We start from the raw sequence: 20,319 nt of genomic DNA on the forward strand, positions 1-20,319 counted from the left end.
TTTTGCCTCATCGTTCAGTTTTCAAAGTTCGTCTGCCGCTCTTGGCGACTAAATGATAATAACATTTAATTCATTTTGATGTCAACAACTTTTTCGTTTGTTCAACGTTTGTCGCTGGCAACAGAGATAACTATATCACCTGCTTTTTGATCTTGCAAGCATTATTCTAAAAAAACTTTTAAATCTTTTTCTACATCATCCAAAGTTCGAATCCCAACTCCTTAATGGAAGAAGGAAGAATAAATCACTTTAAAGAATACACTTATATCTAAAAACGACTATAAACCTATAAGGAGTCAACCAATGATGCAATCCGATTTACAGCGGCCTAAGAAACGTTCACCGTTCAGAATCTGGTCTGGTACACAAATTTATACGCTTAAGCGACGAATAGAATGGATGACGGACAAACGAAAGTATGTTTCAAAACGAAACACTGACCCGATGTCATATCTGATCCATACACACCGAACTCCTTTGTATCGCCAACTCCGAGATGTCGACATGGAAGTCCAACATAACAAGGTAACCAACCTAAAAATTGCAATCACCAAACTGAACGGCTCTATCCTGACTCCAAACGATGTCTTCTCCTATTGGAAGATGATCGGCAAGCCAACGAAACGTAAAGGATACGTCGACGGAATGATTCTCCATTACGGAAAAGTCACTTCAGGAATCGGTGGCGGACTTTGCCAACTGTCCAATCTAATCTATTGGATCACCTTACATAGCCCATTGACCGTGACCGAACGTTATCGTCACAGCTACGATGTGTTCCCAGATTACCGACGGGACCAACCTTTCGGAAGTGGCGCGACATGTTCTTATAATTATCTCGACTTACAAATCACAAACCAGACGGCACAAACGTATCAACTCCTTCTATATATAGAGGGAGATCATCTCGTCGGGGAATGGCGCTCGAACATCCCGAATAAAGAACAGTATCGTATATATGAAGAAAACCATCATTTCACCCGGGAATGGTGGGGTGGAACGATACGACATAACCAGATATTTAGAGAAGTCACTTCAATGAATGGCACACATCTTCGAAATGAGTTCATCACAGAAAATCACGCGATCACGATGTACGATCCATTCCTTCCTGAAAATACTGCATACAAAAAAGCCGACTCGTAATAACAGAGCCGGCTTTTCAAATGAACTTATGCGTGTGGCAAGAACATAAAGTATGCCAAGAAGATGACCAACATCCCATACATGATCGGATGAATCTCTTTCGTCTTCCCTTTTGCAATCATCATGAGTGGGTAAAGGATAAACCCAAGCCCAATTCCCGTTGCGATTGATGATGTAAGTGGCATCATGATAATCGTCAAGAATGCAGGAACTGCAATCTCGATCTTTTTCCAATCGATATCAAGAAGAGCCGAAGCCATGAGCACACCAACAATAATCAGCGCAGGAGCTGTGACCGGCGCCGTAACAACTGCCAAGAGAGGCGAGAAGAACAATGCCAAACCGAAGAACAATCCTGCGAAAACAGCAGTCAATCCTGTTCGTCCACCAGCAGCGACACCTGCTGACGATTCAACGTATGAAGTCGCTGTAGATGTTCCGAAGATTGCACCTGCCACCGTCGCTGTCGAGTCAGCTAACAACGCCTTACTCGCACGTGGTACTTTATTCTCTTTCATGATCCCAGCTTGACGCGCTACCGCGACGAGCGTCCCAGCTGTATCAAAGAAGTCGATGAAGAAGAACGTCAAGATGACAACGAGCATTTGAAGCGTGAACACATCACCGAAGTTGATGAAGGCTTGACCGAATGTAGATGACATACTCGGCGGCATCGACACAACGTCTGAGATCGCTGTCGGTGTCGGCACAAGACCGAAAATCATCCCGACAATCGCCGTCAACAACATCCCGATGAAAATACCACCTTTGATGTCGCGCGCCATAAGCAAGGCGCTGACCACAAGACCGAACACCGCGAGAAGCGTCGTGCCCGTACCAAGTGAACCAAGACTAACAAGTGTTGCTTCATTCGCGACAACGATGCCTGCGTTTTTCAAACCGATGAAAGCGATGAAGAAACCAATCCCTGCAGCAACCGCCATTTTGAGAGGAGCCGGAATCGCATTAACAATCGTTTCGCGAATTCCTGATAACGTCAATACGATAAAGAAGAGACCTGATACAAGTACACCTGACAAAGCCGTTTGCCAAGAAATACCCATCCCGATGACGACGCTATATGCGAAGAACGCGTTAAGGCCCATGCCTGGCGCAATCGCAATTGGGTAGTTCGCGAGAAGTCCCATCGTCAATGAACCGACTACCGCGACAAGACCTGTCGCCACGAAGACCGCTCCAGTATCCATACCCGCTGCCCCAAGAATGTTCGGGTTAACGAAAAGAATGTACGCCATCGCGAGGAAAGTTGTAAATCCTGCGATCAGTTCCGTGCGGACACTCGTACCGAGTGCTGTGAGTTGGAAGTAACGATCGATCCGACTCGTCGTTGATGGTTGTTGCTGTTCTTGCTTGAGCTGTGTGCTCATTTGTTTTCCTCCTTGTGCTCGCCGTAAAACGAGAAAAGGCCCCCGGCAAATGACCGAGGACCCCACGCGAAACATACGAGGGCATACACCCTCATCTATGTCTCGCCGTAGTGAAATCATTTAAGGTGATTTCGTAGAGACTCTCGGGCCATATCCCCGATATTATACGGCAAAATATTTTATAATTGTTCGGTTATAATAAGAACGTTCTTATCGTATCAGCGTAAAAATAGAATGTCAACTAAATTCACGGATTTTACATCGATAAAAAACGTTAATGTTCGGTTTTAAGACAAAACAGAGGGGAATCCCCCTCTGTTCCGCTTATTCCCATTCGATTGTTGCAGGTGGCTTAGACGTGATGTCATACAGCACACGGTTAACGTGGCTGACTTCGTTTACAATCCGGACAGAGATCTTCTCAAGCACATCCCATGGAATACGTGCCCAATCAGACGTCATGCCATCAATTGAAGTGACCGCACGGACACCGACAGCATAGTCGTACGTACGCTCGTCACCCATGACTCCGACCGAGCGAATCGGCGTGAGCACCGTGAAGTATTGCCAGATGTCGCGTTCAAGTCCAGCTTTCTTCACTTCTTCACGTAGAATCGCATCGGATTCACGCACGATTTCTAACTTCTCTTCCGTGATTTCACCGAGGACACGAATTCCGAGACCTGGACCTGGGAACGGTTGGCGCCAAACGATATAGTCAGGAAGACCGAGTTCTGTACCGAGTGCACGGACCTCGTCTTTAAAGAGCGTGTTGAGTGGTTCGATCAACGTGAAGTTCATATCTTCCGGCAATCCACCGACGTTATGGTGTGATTTGATTGTTTGCGCTGTGTCTGTCCCACTCTCGATGATGTCTGTGTAGAGCGTCCCCTGTGCGAGGAAGTCCATATCGACGAGTTTCGATGCTTCTTCATCAAATACGTAGATGAACTCGTTTCCGATAATCTTACGTTTTTGCTCAGGGTCCGAGACACCAGCCAACTTCGTCAAGAAACGTTCTTGTGCATCGATTTTGATGACTTTCATGTTGAATCCGTCTGCGAACGTCTTCATGACGCTATCCGCTTCCCCTTTACGAAGGAGACCATGGTCGACAAACATACACGTCAACTGGTCACCGATTGCGCGATGAACGAGTGCGGCCACGACAGAAGAGTCGACACCGCCCGAAAGCGCACAAAGAACTTGCTTATCGCCAACGATTTCACGGATTTTCTCCACTTCGAGGTCGATAAAGTTTTCCATCGACCATTCGCCTTTCGCACCACATACTTCATAGATGAAGTTTTTTAAGATGTCGTTTCCGTACTCCGAGTGACGAACCTCTGGATGGTATTGGACACCGTACATTTTCAACTCATCGTTTTTGATTGAAGCGACCGGGCAAGACGGGTTCGTTCCATCGACGATAAATCCTTCCGGCGCTTCCATGACGAGGTCACCGTGGCTCATCCATACTGTATGTTCGACTGGAAGACCGTTATAAATCGCTGATGCTTCCGGCGTTGAGAACAATGTCGCTTTCCCGTATTCACGATGTGCGGCACGTTCGACACGACCACCGAAATGATGCGTCATGAGTTGCATGCCGTAACAAATTCCGAAAATCGGAATGCCAAGTTCAAAGATCTCTGGGTCGCAACGATATGCGCCTTCCGCGTATACGCTGTTCGGTCCACCTGAGAAGATGATGCCGACTGGGTTCAATTCGCGAATCTCGTCTGCCGTCATCTTATGCGAATGCAACTCACTGTATACGCCAAGGTCACGGACACGACGTGTGATCAACTGATTATACTGACCACCAAAATCAAGCACCAAAATCATTTCTTGTTCTACTTTCACGAAATCTCCACCTTTCTGCCTTCTCCTCAAAAAAAGGACGCGCCTCTCCCCCAGATTATCCAAACCGAAGAAGAAGCACGCCTTTTTCTTTGTATACGAAACGTGCTCCTTCATAGTCGGTCCATTTACGGTGGTCCGGTAGAGACTCTCGCGCCAATTCACGAGTATATACGAAGGAATGCCATGTTCAATTATCTAACTAATGCGTCTATCTTACTTGATGCATCCCGTCACTTCAACTCATAATTCGATGAATCATGATTTTCCAATATTCTTTATATTTTGAATTCGGCTCTTGTTCCGCATAAACAGCTTGCTCAAACAAAGCCGTCAGACGGGTCATATCATTCGTTTCATAGTAGGCGTCGACCTCTTTGGCGAGTTCCGAAGGCGTACGTCCCTCAATTTTGAATCCGTTCGCACGCAGTCGTTTCATCAAATAGCGGTGCATCGAGACGAGGCGCCCATCCGTGAGCGGACGACTCATCCACCAGACATACATGATTTGACGCTCGATGATTTTCCGGTTCCAAACGAGGACCGCCACGAGGAAGAGAATGACAACCCATCCCCACACCGGCATTTTACGTGCCTCCTCTTGAACATCACCTGTCGTCACGTCATCGATCAACAAATCTTCTTGCGGACGGTTTTGCGTATCGTTGTCCTGATTTGCTTGGGGATCATTCGCAGCCGGCGTCGTATCTTCCGTATCCGTTTCTCGTTCCATCTGCAATAAGTTGGCGTCCGAGAAACTGATTGTCGCTTCTAACGGAACCCAGCCCGCGCCTTCAATGAAATACTCGACCCACGAGTGGGCGTGACGATTTCGAATCGTATGTTCTTCCTCACCTTGAATGACCCCTCGTGTGTCACCCATCGTAAATCCTTTTACCCAACGCGTCGGTATGCCGTTCGCGCGCAGCAATACGGCAGCTGACGTCGAGAAGTTATCGCAATACCCGATTTGTGTGTCGAACAGGAACTGGTCAACATAATCCGTGTCCCCTTCCGGTTGTGCCACATTTTCGGTGTCGTATTGAAATTCTCCATTTCGGAAATAAGCTTCTACCGCTTCCGCCTTCTCGTTCGGTGTCTCACTCTCCGCCGTGATGTCAGTGGCTAAATCTCGTACACGCTCTGGCAACGATTCCGGTAGCTGTAAATAGACCTGTTGCTCTTCTTCCGTGAGCGATGTGATCTCTTCATTTAATGCCAGTTGTTCTTCAGAGAAAGCCGGGACACTATAACGAAGTTGGATCGTCCGCGGAGTCGATTGTTCCTCATTTTCAAATACAATCTTTCCGGACGGTTGCATCGTAATCGTCTCGTTCGGGAAAGCCCGTTCGATATCACCGACTCGAAATTCGGTACCGGACTCTGTTTCGATAGCTTGCGGATATTCTCCACCATAAGGAACAAACGGTTGTCGGCGCTCAAAACGTAACAGTGCCTGTTCCGGTGTCGTATCCACTTCCGAGTCCACTAACTGACCACGATTGTAGTTAGAGTCCAGGACTGGTGATTCGACCCAACCTTTCCCCGTATAAATCGCCTTGGATTCGATACGCCAATAGCGTGCCGGCACGCCGCGAGCGATGAAGACGATGCCGTCATCCTGTTCGAACGGACCACCTAGCGATTCGTCGTTCACTCCATACCCAACTCGACCCGGGCCACTCCCATCACCTTCCGTCGTCGCATTCCGAAAACTCGTAGTGATACGGTCAGACCAATCGCCTTCAAGCGTGGGTGAAGCACTTGCGAGAGCCACGACGACACTGAGGAGTAGTCCGATACTGACGAATCGGACGAGCGATTGACTCGGTCGTTTTGCCAAATCGGTGACAAATAGTAAGAGGAGCGATGTGACGATGGCATACAGGATATTGCCTTCCCCGTCATACAACGTCCACGTATCAAAATAGGCCATGATGCCGAGAGTCGACACAATCATCCCAAGGGCAAAACTATAACTTGGATACGTTCGTCCGACGAGCACAGCAAACAGTAAGCCGATCAGCGCCATGGCAGAGAAGAAAATCGCTTCATTCGGCAGTTCACCGCTCATGACACCCATCAAATCTTCCATCCATAGACCAAACCAGTCCAAAATACTGCCGTGATAGGCATACAAGACGATGAGGAAATTAAGAAGCGAGATCCCAAGAAAAGCTGCCCAAGGCAGAATACTGGCAAACATCGGCACGATGAGCAGGAAGTAAAACGGCCACGTCACATCGAACGTCGTACTTCCAACAATCGGCTCAATCCAGAACGACAACAAATAGGCGGCAAGCGCCGTATAGACGATTCGGGTTACCCATGTCTTCATACCGTCACCTCATTAACTGCCGTGTAGAGATGATAGCTACCCTGTGTCTCATGCATCAACTCTCGAATGGACGTCGTTTCAAAAGGACTGATCAAAATCAAATCTCCAGTTTGTTGAGGCAGTTTCTGCTTCACTCGTTCGACGAGACGCCCCTCAGCTTCTGGCGTTGCGGTCAACAAGTAATGACCGACTTCTGCACTCTGGTCAGGAAGATGGAACAGTCGCACCTGCTCTTCAATGACGTAGAGCTCAAACGGCAGATTTTTTCGTTCTAACTGACGAATCGCTCCAACAAGTAAGGATAGGGAACGTTCAAATGCCTCTTCATACCCGGCAGAGACGGCTGGTACGAACACGAGTGAAAGCTTCTTCTCTTGTTCCTGGTCAAACGTCTTGGTCATCAAGTTCCCTCGGCGTGCGGATGCCTTCCAATCAATCCGTCCGATTCGGTCTCCTGCCGCATACTCCCGAACCCCGCTGGTCGTATTGGCCACTTCGGTGTATGTCCGCATTTGACGATATTGCTCCCCACGACCCCCGACATGTTCGTCTCGAGGTAAATCAAACGGCAATTCAGCGGGTGACACCTCGACGACCGTCTCGAGTCGTAACGTCCGCTTCCGGTCGAACAGACCAAATACGTCACGTACATGTAGAACGGTGCGGTCAAAGACATGAATCCCACGCTTAATCGCCTCGACCTCATAATGGACGACTTCTGCTTGTCGGAAAAAACGGTCTACAGGCACGACAATCGTCTTGTCTTCATCCGTCAAACGTTGTGGCAATCGCTCCTCTAACGTGACCATCCCAATCAAGAAAGGGTACTTCCGTTCAATTCGTAACTCGACGTCCATTGTTTGTCCAGAAACAAGTCGCTTCGTTGTCACACGGCGCACCACATTTGCCGCCGTGACCGGATAAATCATAAAGAGTGTCCAGTAGACGGTCAACACAGCGAACGACCACCATAAGGTCGAAGCGACGATACTGCCTTCGATGCGGGCAAATGCATACAATCCGAATGCCGCCGCCCATACAACGAACAGCTTCATCCAGTTTTTCATACTTCATTGACCTCACGATCCATCGGGACAGGCAACGTATCCAGCCAATCTTGAATCAACTGATTCGGTGATTTTCCTTTATACCGTGCTTCTGCTGTCAAGAGTACGCGATGTCCGAGCACACTCGTCGCCATCGCCTTCACGTCATCCGGCAAGACGAAATCGCGATTATGGATATACGCCCACGACTGTGCCGCTTTCATCAACGCCAGTGTGGCTCGCGGACTTCCTCCTAAATACGTATGCGGATCTTTTCGAGACTCATGCACCAATCGCACAATGTACTGTTTGACCGCACTCGACACATGCACGTCTCTCACTTCACGTTGCATGAGTTCAACTTCTTGCTTCGTAATCACGCTCTGAAGCGCCTCGAGCGGCTCTTCTTTTTCAAACCGCGACAATAATGCAATCTCTTCATTGAATGTCGGATAGCCCATCTCGATTTTAAGTAAGAAGCGATCCAACTGTGCTTCCGGCAACGGATACGTCCCTTCATGCTCAATCGGGTTTTGTGTCGCCATGACGAAGAAAGGTGACGGTAACACTTTCAATTCCCCGTCCACTGTTACACTTCGCTCAGCCATCGCCTCAAGAAGAGCCGATTGCGTTTTCGGTGAGGTCCGGTTAATTTCATCCGCTAAAATGATGTTACCCATGAGCGGACCTGGTCGATATTCAAATTCCCTCGTTTTTTGGTTGTACATCGAAATCCCGGTCAAGTCGGACGGTAGCATGTCCGGTGTGAATTGGATGCGCTTAAAATCTAAGTCAATCGCTCGGCTGAACGTACGGACGAGCATTGTCTTTCCGACTCCTGGTACGTCTTCAAGCAGCACATGCCCACCTGCTAGCAAGGCAGTGAGACTTTTTGCGATGACTTCTTCTTTTCCGACAATCACGGTTTCAATAGCAGTAATAATCGATTGGACAGTTGGACGGTACATGACGGACTCCCCTTTTTCTCTGATCTAGGATGACTGAAAGTTAGAATGTTCTGACTTTATTGTGACACAAGCGAGTGTCGGAAAGAAAGAAATACCGCACCCAAATGCGCTTCCTATTTCTTTACCCAAAAAACGTGTCCGTTCTTTAGAAAAAACGGGCACGTTTATCGATTACTCTGGACGCTTCACGTCAAATAGTTCCCCAAGGGTCGCATAACTATTGCCAGCCATCCGACTGACAGGCGCAAGCCGTTTAGCATCGATGCGTCCTTGAGTATATAACTCTCGGTCAATATGGAAACGGACAATTCGCGCAATCAATAAATCGGCAGTCGTTTTTCCGTCATGTTCGATCGGCAAGTGATGATGGAGCACACATTCAAAACGGATTTTTGCTTCTTTGACCCCTGGAGTCGAAATCACATCACTCGGTTGAAGCGTAAAGTCTGTACGAGACAGCTCACTCTCATCTGCCGCAAGGTTGGCGGCCGTCTCGTTCACGTTGATGACGTTCGTTTCATCTACGACATGAATCACTAGTTCATTCGTACGGAGTGCGTTACGCGCCGTGTCTTTCATGACGCCATCTTTTCGTTGAACTGAGACGGAGACGAGCGGAGGGTTGGATGCGACTACATTAAAATAGCTAAACGGGGCGGCGTTAATCACGTCCCCATTTTGTGTTGTGACAAACGCAATCGGTCTTGGCACAATGCTGCCAATCAAAAACTTATATGTGTCTCGTTCAGTCAAGGCAGACGGTTCAATTGATAACATAGACTACACTCCTCGTTGTTTTATCTTAATATCAAGGTAATCACTTCGTTAAATAATGTCAACGCAAAGCAGGTTGACACGTGTACATTTCATGTATTTTGGGTAAATCGCATTATGTGAATCTATTTTAATGCACGTTGAATAAGCAAATTGCTTCATTTTCCCTTCCCGGTCTCATAGAATTCAGGGCAAGGAAAAGATGACCTATCGTTTTTTATGTTCAAGGAAGGAAGTAGAACGAATGATCAGCAAGTGGATTGAACAATTGAACAGTCGTCAAATACTCAGTATTTTATATAGTGTCTGTGGATTCAGTCTGGTTTTAACCTTGATTGGAGCCTGGTTCGTGCGTGATGGGAATGTCTCTACTCTCGAACTCACTGCTCTCCGATGGATTTGGATGATCGGGCTCGTCATGTTCATCAGTGCCATCTTATTAATCGGACGCCCGCTCATCAAACGGATGGCCGACCAGAACAGCAGACTGAAAGCGAAAAAAGAAAAGCTCGAGAACGTATTAAATGAATCGAAATTAAATGAAATTAATCTTCAATATCGTAACGAGTTGATTGAAGTATTGGCCTCGAAAGAATCCTTATTTGATTACTCTTCTGTTATTGAAAAGATTGTGTTGCTTACAAAATCTGAGTTCGGCGCCCTCTTGCTCACTAAAGACGGAGAAATCACGTCTGTTGTCCCGAAAGAGATGACCGAAGATCAACAAGAAAGTCTAAAGAAAGATTCCCTTTTGCTTAAACGAGTCATGATTTCAAAGTTACCGGCCGCCACTTCTAAGCGGGTCGTCGATGCGTTACACACGTATCCATATTATATCTATGAGACGGTCATCCCGATTATGGACCCATCAGATAATAGTCTCATTGGATGTCTCTATTTGGCTCGTTACGACGAACAGTACGATGCCAGTGAAAAATCGGAGTTGAACGCGTTCGCTGGTCAACTCGCCATCTCACTTCTCCGCATGCAGCTTTATCGCCAGATGCAACAGGATCGGAAAGAGACGGCGCAACTAATCAATTCTGTACGTGAGGCCATTTTATATGTGAACTATGAAGATGACACTATCGTCGGCAATCGCGCCTTCATCCGTATGTTTGATGATTTACACTTTGACTATAAGGGATACGAAGAGCTCTCTGCCATTGACATCGATATCGAGCAATTAGCAGAACGAGTCGATCAACATGAACAGTTTGTCCGATACTTCGAACGCGTCTTCACGCAAGACCCGCCGGAGGATGGGCTCACGATTTCAATCGACCAAGGCGATTGCTTCATTCAACTTTATGCCGAAAGTGTCTATCGGGACCGTCGACTCCGTGGAACGATGCTCGTCTTACGTGACGTCACGGCCGAAACAGAAATCGATCGGATGAAATCCGAACTCGTCTCGACCGTCTCACATGAATTACGGACACCATTGTCCTCGATTTACGGATTTACTGAACTGATGCTGTCACGAGATTTGAAGGAAAGTCGTCGTGAACTGTATTTGAAGACAATCCACGATGAAGCGAAACGACTCTCGTATCTCGTCAACGATTTCTTGGATCTTCAAAAAATGGAGTCTGGAAAGCAAACGTTCGAGTGGGAACCGGTCGATTTATACAAGCTCGTCACAGACAGTGTCGCGTTTTATCAGGAGACGACGGACCGGCATGAACTATTCATCGATGCCGATACCGAACAAGACTTTATTATCGATGCAGACTTAGAAGGGATGCGTCAATTACTCGGTAACCTATTAAGTAACGCCATCAAATATTCGCCAGATGGCGGGAATATCCTTGTATCGCTCGAACGCGTAGATGAAGAGGTCGTGATGAAAGTGAGAGACCATGGTATGGGAATACCGAGTGCCTCGCTCCCTCACCTCTTCGGGAAATTTTACCGCGTCGATAATTCGGACCGTCGAAAAATCGGAGGTACCGGTCTCGGTCTCGCAATTTGTAAAGAAATTGCCAAAGCCCATGATGGTCAACTCCATGTCGAATCGGTATACGGGGAAGGAAGTACATTTATCTGTGAACTCCCAACCTCAAAAGAACACATCATGCAATAACACGGTCGATATGACCGTGTTATTTTTGACTCTTTTTTTGCCTAATTTGGAAGGAATCCTTTTACAGAATATAGAAAGGAAAGAAACCGATTCATTTTCGTAGATGTAGGTTACCCTATCCATTTATTTTTGCACGTTTTAAGTCAAAAACAAGATATACTGAATATAAAGAGATTGCTAGGATCGGAGGACTTGCCATTGGATCATCGTGACCCACCTTTTTCAGAAATTGGAGATTTTAATCAATGGGGACGTTTCGAGATTGACGTGCCTCACATGGGGGAGCAAGCGAAGTTTCAAACTGCCGCTGCTTTGATTCGGAAGCATGTGCCATTGCGGCTTGGTGGTTTTTACATTGTTGCGAGCGAAGAGGAGATTTTGCATAGTGGCTCTCATGATGCGAATCTTCAAAAACATTTGATTCATCTATTACAGCAGGTCCTTAACGGTCATATAGAAGACGAACGCCTCGTTCAAGAACAAGTGTGGACTGTGCATTATTTTACAACGCCATAGAAAAGAACTCGATTTAAGTATCATTACTTATCTCGAGTTCTTTTTGTTTACTCCCAACGTGACATCATTGAGATTGTTTTTTCATAGTATTCTGTAGCAAGTTTGTACTTTCCTGTGCTTCTTAATTCTCTAGACAACCACAATGCATACTTATGAGTGTAGTATTCATCATATGCTTCAAAATAATTAACAGCCCTTTTTAGACTTTGGATTAACTCATTTTGATCAATTTTTTTATACTTACTTACGTAAATATCAAAGTGATAGTTAAACTCTACTAAATCATCTTGATCCCCTTTTAACTCATAGCCTATTGCCAACCATTCCATAATGCCTTCAATATTATTTTTAGCGGCATTGACTTCAAGCAAAGACATTACACTATATAGTTTACTTTTTGCTCCTTCTTTAACCTTAAAACTATCAAGAAAATATTTTTGTGCTTTCTCTTGATCCCCAATTAAAAAATATATATCTCCCATATTGTTATAAAGCATTCCATAATAATCGTTCAATTTTGCCTTATCTGCCACTTTCGCTGCTTTTTCATAATGTTCTAAAGCAATTGTGTATCGTTTCCGACGTTTAAATGACAAACCAATAATCATGTGCGACTCGATAATTCGTTCCAAGCAAAAATTCTCTTGAAAATACTCGAGTGCCAACTTCACGTAATCAATAGCTTGAGAATAATCTGTAAATCGGTGATAAAGGGCGCCCATCACATATCGCATATCTGCTTTTTCCCAATCAGGAATACTTGAATCCGCAAGCTCTTTACCAACATTCTCTAACAAACTCACAGTAGTTTCTCGATCAGCCGACTGATAGAGAAACATGTAGAGGCACTGCAATAAATCGTATCGCAAACGATTGTCTTTGTTTAGTTGATCTTTAATCCAACCTACTTCAATTAAATATTGAACATTACCACCAGGTGTGAGACCAAATCGCGCTAGCGTGATTAATAAAGTAATGTACAATTCCTTCGATTGTAAGACAACAGGATTTGTTTTAAATTTTTCAATCCTCTTAAAATACTTATCTTCTTGGCGTGACAATAATGCTTCTTTCAATATATCTCGAATTTCTTTTTTAGTTTGATCTACTTTTTCACTGAAGTCATAATAAAGTGGAACCTCTAATTCTAACCTTTCAAAAATCAGTTCTAAGACTTCGTCACTAGGAGTAGTTTGATTATTTTCAATTTTACTTAAGTATGAGATTGAGCAGATTCCTCTAGCAAGCACTGACTGCTTCATATTTTTCCGCATACGTTCTACTTTTATTAAATTCCCAAAGTTATATTCCATATCAAAAAGTAGCCCCTTCGAACTAAAATGGTTGGTTTTTTTAAAAAATATTAGTCTTTTTGTCACGCATACAGGAAATTCGCCACAAAAAAGCATCTTAAAAGAGCATTTCTAGGAATGATTTTCCCAACCAAAACATCCCCCTTTATAAAAGATGACATGATAATATTGAACTAGTAAAAACAGTTTCTACAAATTTCCTAGTTAATTTTTACTAAATAACACATTTCAATTATTTATCCGGGGGTGAAAATGACAAATGGGAAAACTAAGTTTCTTACTTGCCGAAGACTACATTAAGCCTAAAATTTATTTTAAGTCAAAGCAAGTTCCAACCATGGATACAATGTACACTTCTGAAGATCATAATAATTTTTCAGGGTTAGAACACCTGACCCAATTGTTAAGTTCTCCTAGAGGTTTCATTGTAAACGCTTTTCAAATCGATTACTATCAATCATTACCTCGACTGATAGCTCGTTCATTGAATCACATTCACTCTTTCAAAAAACTTTATATTCTAGGACCTGAACTTTCCCTCTCGATTTTAAAACGAAGTACAAAAACAATTTATGAAAAACAGTTACTTGATTATGAATATATTAACGTTGAGCAGGATTCAGACTTTGTTACTAATCAATGCATGACCCTACTTGAAGAAGGACATATTTTGTATATTTTGCCCGAAACATCAGTTTGCTGGAGACCAAATTTACTCAATGAAACTGATAAGATATCACATTCTCTTTGCAGTACGTTATTGAGTCAACAAGTAAATGTTTCTATTCTAGCAACTGCTGTAAAAAGTGAATCTGAAAAAGTAGTGATCTTTCCTGCCGACACTCCAGATGCTTACTCAGGAGATTTGGAGACACGTATATATCAGCAATCTGAGACACTATACCGATTGTTCGATTCTTTGAAAGCTGACGAATGATCTATGATAATTTAGGTTTTTCTGCTTTAAAAGCATAAAATAATAATTTGATGGAGGTTTTATTAATGAAAAAAGTAACAGGAATACTATTTATCGCTACAGCAGTTTTACTTTTAGGAAGTTCTGTTAGACCTCTAGTAGATGATATGCCTCGCATTGTTAAAGTAAATGAGCCCGTCAAATTACACGTTGATGATATGCCTCGTATCGTTAAAGTGAACGAACCAATCAAACTCTTTGTTGATGATATGCCTCGCATTGTTAAAGTAGACAAGCCTGCTAAACTATTCGTTGACGACATGCCTCGCATTGTTAAAGTAGATGAACCAGTTAAACTACTTGTTGATGATATGCCTCGCATCGTTTAATCTGATTTACTCCAGACGCCTTGTGCGTCTTTTTTATTTTAAGAAAAAAGGTAAATGAATTATATATTCCCCTCCATTTTTTCCTTTTTACTTATATAATAAACAGGGACAACCTAGATGCACTCTCATACGCCGCCCTTGTCACTAGTTTAATGAATAAAGGAGTTTGAACATTGAATGAAACAAAATCATCATGGAGTTTAAAGCTGTTACTCAGCTCTTCACTTGCAATATCCGGGGCAGCAATCGTCCCGTTCCAACTGGATTCATCTGGTATTCAATCGACTGTTGTTGAAGCCGCCTCGACCTATACCACTACCGCCAACTTAAATCTTCGCTTAAGTGCAGCCACTTGGAGCCCTGTCCTGTTGACCATTCCATCTGGCTCAAGCGTCACGTATATCAGTACATACGGTTCGTGGTACAAAGTCAGTTATGGAGGCAAAACAGGATATGTCTCTTCTCAATACGTTACGGTCTCGAACACTTCTGCTTACTATAAGACAACAGACCGATTAAATATGCGTCTTACTGCCGCTTCATGGAGCGATGTCGTCACCGTGATCCCTGCCGACGCGACCGTCAAGTATGTCAGTCGCTATGGGTCATGGTACAAAGTGACGTTCAATGGAAAGACGGGCTACGTCGCTTCTGCTTATTTAACAGCTACGAGTGCTCCCGTCCCACCTTCGGACTATTATAAGACGACTGCCAATTTAAACCTTCGTCTCAGCGCCGCTTCATGGAGTTCTGTCGTCACGACGATTCCGTCGGGTGCGACGGTCAAATATGTGAGTCGCTACGGATCATGGTATAAGGTCACCTATAATGGGAAAACCGGTTACGTTTCTTCTGACTATTTAACGGCGACGACAGCTCCTGTAACCCCGTCTGCTTATTATGAAACGACCGTGAACTTGAACATGCGCCTTAGCGCGGCCTCTTGGAGCAATGTCTTAACCGTCATTCCGGCCGGGTCGGTCGTCAAGTATGTCAGTCGTTACGAGTCGTGGTATAAAGTCACATACGATGGGAAAACCGGTTATGTAGCATCCGAGTACTTGAAGCCTACGACTGTCACGACACCAACCGATACAGACGGAACTGGTAAAACGGTCGTCATCGACGCAGGGCATGGCGGAAACGACCCTGGCGCTGTCTACGGATCGGTTTACGAGAAAGTAATTGCACTTGATATCGCGAAACGCCTTGCTGGCGTCTTATCGAGCACATATGACTACAACGTTAAATTGACTCGCTCAAACGATACGTACCTCTCCCTTGACCAACGTGTGTCACTCAACAAGTCTTATAAAGGGGATGTGTTCGTCAGTCTTCACGCGAACTCTTCTGTTTATAACACGGCTCATGGACATGAGGTACTCGTCCCGACGTCAGATAGCTATACGACAAACCCTTACGTTTCCGCCAGCCGTAGTCTCGGCTCAAGTATCAATAAAGAAATCGCTTCACGGATTTCCACGATTCAAAACCGTGGGGTCAAGTATCAAAATGTATACGTAGTCGGACGTAACGTGTCACCTTCTACCCTTGTCGAATACGGATTCATCAGTAATTCAAGCGACCGCTCACATTTAACGAGTACGACATATCGTCAACGAATGGCTGAAGCAACGGCATCCGGCATTCATCAATTCATGCGATCTTATTACTAAAAACAAGGAACTTAGCACTCAGCTAAGTTCCTTGTTTGATATTGACCCGCCAAATCATATGTGATGCCCCGGGACCCCAATAATGTTCGAGGATATGAGATGGCTCACCCAATCGTTTTTGCCAATAGGCTTGAGCGCTCGGGAATCCGGCATCTAAATAAAAGACGTCTTTCCCTCGAGCCGAAATTTCACGCATCATTTCTTCTAACAAGTATTGTCCGACACCTCGCCGCTGCATACGAGGTGACACATAGACACTCCCTAACTCGATCGCACCACGCTCAATTTGTATGTTTCCTGAGATGATATCATTCGGAGGTAGTAACGCCCCTGCTCCCACAATGATTCCGTCTTCTTCCACAATGTACAGTTGAACGGTGTCATCATCGAAATGATCTTGAATCGTCGTGTTCAGACGTGCCACTTCTTCATCGAGCAAATCGGCATCTTCAAAACGCTCTCGTCGAATCAAGTCACTCAGACTCTCCATAAACAAGCGCTGCAAGGATCTCACGTCTGATTGTTCGAGTGCGCGAAAATTCAAGACGTCCACTTCCTTTTCTTTTTTGTCCTACTCTTTACCCTCACGCATCCGTTGCGTAACACTCGGGTATGAAGGAATCATTTCCTCGAGTGGCTCATAACTCAATTTACCGTACGTTTTCCAAATGACTAAAATCGCAGCGGTCCATAACGTGATCGTCAAATGAATAAACCCGATTGGATAACCACTTTCCGCTTCGAACCCGACCATCACAAGCATGACATTAAACATCGTATGCATGAGAAAGGCCGACCATAAATTACGCGACGAACCATTGTATACCCAAGTGATGAGAATCGTATAAGCCATCACGGCTAATCCATATGCCCAAAACGATAGATTCGCCTGAACTGTTCCAACCATGAGGAAGAGCGGAATATGCCATAGCGTCCAAATCACTCCGAGTGACAAGCTGGCTAGAAGCGGCTGGAGTCTTGATCGCAAGGCGTCGAGCAAATAGCCGCGCCATCCATACTCTTCCTGCACCGCCCCACCGAGAAATAGCATATAGAGAAAGTATGGGACGATCCACCACGGTTCGCGAACGAGTAAGGCATCGCTTCGCTTCGATCCGTCCACCAATACGCCACGAGAAATAAGAACGGCACCAACGAAAGGGGAATCACATACGTCTTCCAACTCATCTGGAACTGAACGCTTTTCCGAAAAAGATGTGTCACCCCTTCCCCACCGCGAAGTCGATACATCGTGACGAACCCTGCAATGCTGGGTCCAAACGCTCCCGAAATAACGATTGCCATAATCGGTAAATCGGTCCACCAGTACAAACTTCCCCATATAAGCCATGAGTAGCCGAATGAGACCAATAAGAACAAGTGAATGTATTTATTTTTATACATAGTCAGCACCCCTTCAGCAATGTAGTACCCCTTATTTGATTGGAAGAATAGCATTTGAATCTTTTTATATGTAATTACAATTGTTCGGCATATAATAAAGTGAATCATAAATTAAAAACCCTATGAGGTATCGACACTATGGAACAGATTAGCACGCACACAACGAGTCATAATGGATTTTTGATGATGCTCGCTTTCCTCATTGCTAGCGTTTCAGCCTTGATGGCACTCGAATTAGCGAAGCGGGTCACAGGAGGTGTGACAACGTCTCATCGTACTTGGATTTTATTTGGTGGTACCACCCTAGGTCTCGGCATCTGGTCCATGCATTTTGTGGCCATGCTCGGTCATGCTTCTTTACACGAAAGCACGTACTCCATCTGGCTCATTATCGGATCGATGATTCCGGCGATTGCCGGGTGCATCCTGTCGTTCGGTTTGATTTCCCGAAAGACGACATGGATGACCTTACTGCAATCTTCCGGTTTGATGGGATTCGGAATTGTCAGCATGCATTATATCGGGATGACCGCTATACAAAGTGTTCAATTAGACTTTGATCCCTTATGGGTATTGATTTCGATTGGTATCGCTTGGGGCGCTTCCTTTCTCGCCTTATGGGTAGGTTTCTTTTCATCCTACTCTATGCAGCATTCCGCTTTTTCCGTGAAACTGATGTTCTCCCTTCTGATGGGGACAGCTATTTTCAGTATGCACCTTGCTGGAATGCGGGCAACGACCATTATCCCCGATGCTTCACCCGTCAGGCAGGTTCCGATTGATCCGACCCTACTCGCATGGTTAGTCACAAGTATCGTATTTCTCTTATTCGGGATGTACTTTATTGCGTATACGTTAGAACGACAAATCCAAAAACGTGACCTCTTCCAAACGACGATTTTAGAATCGACAACGGATGCCGTAGTGACAACGACAAGCGATGGTGAAATCCAATATCAAAATCAAGCGTTCGCTCACTTATTCGAGGGGCATGTAACAGAACCATTTTTTCAAGATTATCATCCTTTGCTGTCGGCTCAACAGCCGTTCTATCAGCCGGTACAAATTGACACGAATCATCGTACGTTAGAAGTGACGTCTTACCCACTTCAAGATGGTTCGAACAATCAAGTACTCTGGTTTATCCGAGATGTGACCGAAGCAGTCGCCTCTCAGCGTCTGATTGAACATATGGCTTTTCACGATGCATTGACGGATTTACCAAATCGGCATAAACTGGATGCCCTCTTGAAGGAATGTATCTCACAAGAACGTTCGGTCGCCTGTTTATATATCGACGTAAACCGCTGGCGTTTCCTAAGTGACATTCTCGGGCATCACGGAGCAGATGAGTTGATCATTCAAGTCGCTGACCGCCTCAAACATACGATTCACCCAGACGATGTGTTGACACGAATCGGACCATCCGAGTTTGTCATCTTACTATTTGCGCAACGAAGTTCGCTCGCTCATCAAAAGGCTGAAAAATGTATTAAGGCGCTTTCATCCAGCTTCGACGTGGATGGCACGACTCTTGAATTGACGATGAGTGCGGGAATCAGTCATTTCCCTAAGGATAGTGCTTCTTCCGAAGAACTTATTCAATTTTCTCGTCTTGCCGCTGATGAATCCAGACAGGATGGAGAGAATAATATCAAATTATTCGAAGAATCATCACGACCTCAACTCTTGCGCAATATCGAGATAGAAAAAGCACTCGTCACCGCACTAAGTAAAAACGAACTGACACTTGTCTATCAACCGAAAATCGATTTGAAGCGGAATCGATTAGAAGGCGTGGAAGCGTTACTTCGCTGGCAACATCCACAAATCGGAAAGGTTGCGCCATCTGACTTCATCCCGATTGCAGAAAACACGGGGTTAATTCATTCGATTGGTCATTGGGTCATTCGGGAAGGCTGTCGCACTTGGGTACGTTGGCAACGGACTGGGATACGTCCCTTTACATTATCCCTTAACGTCTCCCCCCTCCAATTTGCGCGCGAAGACTTTGTTGATACGCTACAATCCATTCTTTTGGAGACGGGGATGGACCCGATGTATCTCGAATTGGAAGTGACCGAGTCCTCGATGCTTTCATATGAGGCCTCGACTCGTGAAAAACTGACGCAGTTGCATCAGCTCGGGATCCTCATTTCTCTCGATGATTTTGGGACCGGCTATTCTTCTTTCAGCCAACTTCGGGAACTTCCTGTGCAAGTGCTGAAAATCGATCGGTCGTTTATCGAGAACCTGTTCACCGACCGCAATCAAGAGGCCATCGTCCGCTCGATGATTCAACTCGGTCACAACCTGGGCATGAAAGTTCTCATGGAGGGCGTGGAAACATCCGCTCAACTCGAATGGTTACTCAAGGAATCATGTGACTACGTACAAGGCTACTACTTCAGTCTTCCATTGTCTGAGACAGACGTTCCGTTTCATGTCAAAGAGACGACCACCTATCTCGAGTTCGGGAAACACTAAAAATCGCTC

General features: G+C 45.1%; 16 protein-coding genes and 2 riboswitches. Of the genes, 7 read left to right on the forward strand and 9 right to left on the reverse strand.

The window, feature by feature from the left end; genetic code table 11:
- Positions 1–303 precede the first annotated feature (303 nt).
- Positions 304–1,146, forward strand: coding sequence for a VanW family protein (locus Q9R25_RS13210; RefSeq protein ID WP_196431504.1), 843 nt, complete (start codon positions 304–306; stop codon positions 1,144–1,146).
- 26 nt (positions 1,147–1,172) lie between these two features.
- Here Q9R25_RS13210 and Q9R25_RS13215 read toward each other — a convergent pair whose 3' ends face one another.
- The 6 genes from Q9R25_RS13215 to Q9R25_RS13240 form a co-directional block, all read right to left on the reverse strand.
- Positions 1,173–2,534, reverse strand: coding sequence for an NCS2 family permease (locus tag Q9R25_RS13215; RefSeq protein WP_015880700.1), 1,362 nt, complete (start codon positions 2,532–2,534; stop codon positions 1,173–1,175).
- A gap of 88 nt (positions 2,535–2,622) precedes the next feature.
- Positions 2,623–2,724: riboswitch (purine riboswitch) on the reverse strand.
- A 134-nt stretch (positions 2,725–2,858) separates the two neighbouring features.
- Positions 2,859–4,382 carry a glutamine-hydrolyzing GMP synthase gene (gene guaA / locus Q9R25_RS13220; RefSeq protein ID WP_159563679.1) on the reverse strand — a complete coding sequence of 508 codons (1,524 nt, stop codon included), beginning with the start codon at positions 4,380–4,382 and terminating at the stop codon, positions 2,859–2,861.
- 111 nt (positions 4,383–4,493) lie between these two features.
- A riboswitch (purine riboswitch) is annotated at positions 4,494–4,594 on the reverse strand.
- Between the two features lie 41 nt (positions 4,595–4,635).
- Positions 4,636–6,735, reverse strand: coding sequence for a transglutaminase domain-containing protein (locus Q9R25_RS13225; RefSeq protein ID WP_311283256.1), 2,100 nt, complete (start codon positions 6,733–6,735; stop codon positions 4,636–4,638).
- Entirely contained in the window at positions 6,732–7,802 is a 1,071-nt protein-coding gene (locus tag Q9R25_RS13230) for a DUF58 domain-containing protein (protein ID WP_159563475.1), read from the reverse strand. Before Q9R25_RS13230 ends, Q9R25_RS13225 begins: the two co-directional genes overlap by 4 nt.
- Entirely contained in the window at positions 7,799–8,749 is a 951-nt protein-coding gene (locus tag Q9R25_RS13235) for an AAA family ATPase (protein ID WP_074034693.1), read from the reverse strand. Before Q9R25_RS13235 ends, Q9R25_RS13230 begins: the two co-directional genes overlap by 4 nt.
- A 171-nt stretch (positions 8,750–8,920) precedes the next feature.
- Entirely contained in the window at positions 8,921–9,526 is a 606-nt protein-coding gene (locus tag Q9R25_RS13240) for a flavin reductase family protein (RefSeq protein WP_196431509.1), read from the reverse strand.
- A 241-nt stretch (positions 9,527–9,767) separates the two neighbouring features.
- Between Q9R25_RS13240 and Q9R25_RS13245 the strand changes: the two genes are divergently transcribed.
- Together Q9R25_RS13245 and Q9R25_RS13250 are read left to right on the forward strand one after the other, a co-directional pair.
- Positions 9,768–11,609: an ATP-binding protein gene (locus tag Q9R25_RS13245; RefSeq protein WP_311283257.1), complete on the forward strand. Its 1,842-nt coding sequence runs from the start codon at positions 9,768–9,770 to the stop codon at positions 11,607–11,609.
- Positions 11,610–11,807: 198 nt separating this feature from the next.
- Positions 11,808–12,125 (forward strand): hypothetical protein, encoded by a 318-nt coding sequence (locus Q9R25_RS13250; protein WP_074034697.1) that lies wholly within the window; start codon positions 11,808–11,810, stop codon positions 12,123–12,125.
- Between the two features lie 47 nt (positions 12,126–12,172).
- Here the strand turns inward: Q9R25_RS13250 and Q9R25_RS13255 are convergent, their stop codons facing one another.
- Complete coding sequence (locus tag Q9R25_RS13255; protein WP_159563472.1) at positions 12,173–13,438, reverse strand: helix-turn-helix domain-containing protein; 1,266 nt, start codon at positions 13,436–13,438, stop codon at positions 12,173–12,175.
- A 259-nt stretch (positions 13,439–13,697) separates the two neighbouring features.
- Here Q9R25_RS13255 and Q9R25_RS13260 point away from each other — a divergent pair, with 259 nt between their 5' ends.
- From Q9R25_RS13260 to Q9R25_RS13270, 3 genes are all read left to right on the forward strand, one after another.
- Positions 13,698–14,375: a hypothetical protein gene (locus tag Q9R25_RS13260; protein WP_074034698.1), complete on the forward strand. Its 678-nt coding sequence runs from the start codon at positions 13,698–13,700 to the stop codon at positions 14,373–14,375.
- A gap of 65 nt (positions 14,376–14,440) precedes the next feature.
- Entirely contained in the window at positions 14,441–14,743 is a 303-nt protein-coding gene (locus tag Q9R25_RS13265; RefSeq protein ID WP_074034700.1) for a hypothetical protein, read from the forward strand.
- 173 nt (positions 14,744–14,916) lie between these two features.
- Positions 14,917–16,419 carry an N-acetylmuramoyl-L-alanine amidase family protein gene (locus tag Q9R25_RS13270; protein ID WP_311283258.1) on the forward strand — a complete coding sequence of 501 codons (1,503 nt, stop codon included), beginning with the start codon at positions 14,917–14,919 and terminating at the stop codon, positions 16,417–16,419.
- Between the two features lie 22 nt (positions 16,420–16,441).
- On the opposite strand, the gene Q9R25_RS13275 is transcribed toward Q9R25_RS13270, so the two are convergent.
- Both Q9R25_RS13275 and Q9R25_RS13280 read right to left on the reverse strand, forming a co-directional pair.
- On the reverse strand, positions 16,442–16,963 hold the full coding sequence (locus Q9R25_RS13275; RefSeq protein ID WP_311283259.1) for a GNAT family N-acetyltransferase: 522 nt from the start codon (positions 16,961–16,963) through the stop codon (positions 16,442–16,444).
- Between the two features lie 27 nt (positions 16,964–16,990).
- Positions 16,991–17,743 carry a CPBP family intramembrane glutamic endopeptidase gene (locus Q9R25_RS13280; protein WP_311283260.1) on the reverse strand — a complete coding sequence of 251 codons (753 nt, stop codon included), beginning with the start codon at positions 17,741–17,743 and terminating at the stop codon, positions 16,991–16,993.
- 218 nt (positions 17,744–17,961) lie between these two features.
- Here Q9R25_RS13280 and Q9R25_RS13285 point away from each other — a divergent pair, with 218 nt between their 5' ends.
- Entirely contained in the window at positions 17,962–20,310 is a 2,349-nt protein-coding gene (locus tag Q9R25_RS13285) for a bifunctional diguanylate cyclase/phosphodiesterase (RefSeq protein WP_311283261.1), read from the forward strand.
- Positions 20,311–20,319: the final 9 nt, after the last annotated feature.

This window comes from Exiguobacterium sp. BG5(2022), from assembly GCF_031844365.1.
GTDB lineage: Bacteria > Bacillota > Bacilli > Exiguobacteriales > Exiguobacteriaceae > Exiguobacterium > Exiguobacterium profundum.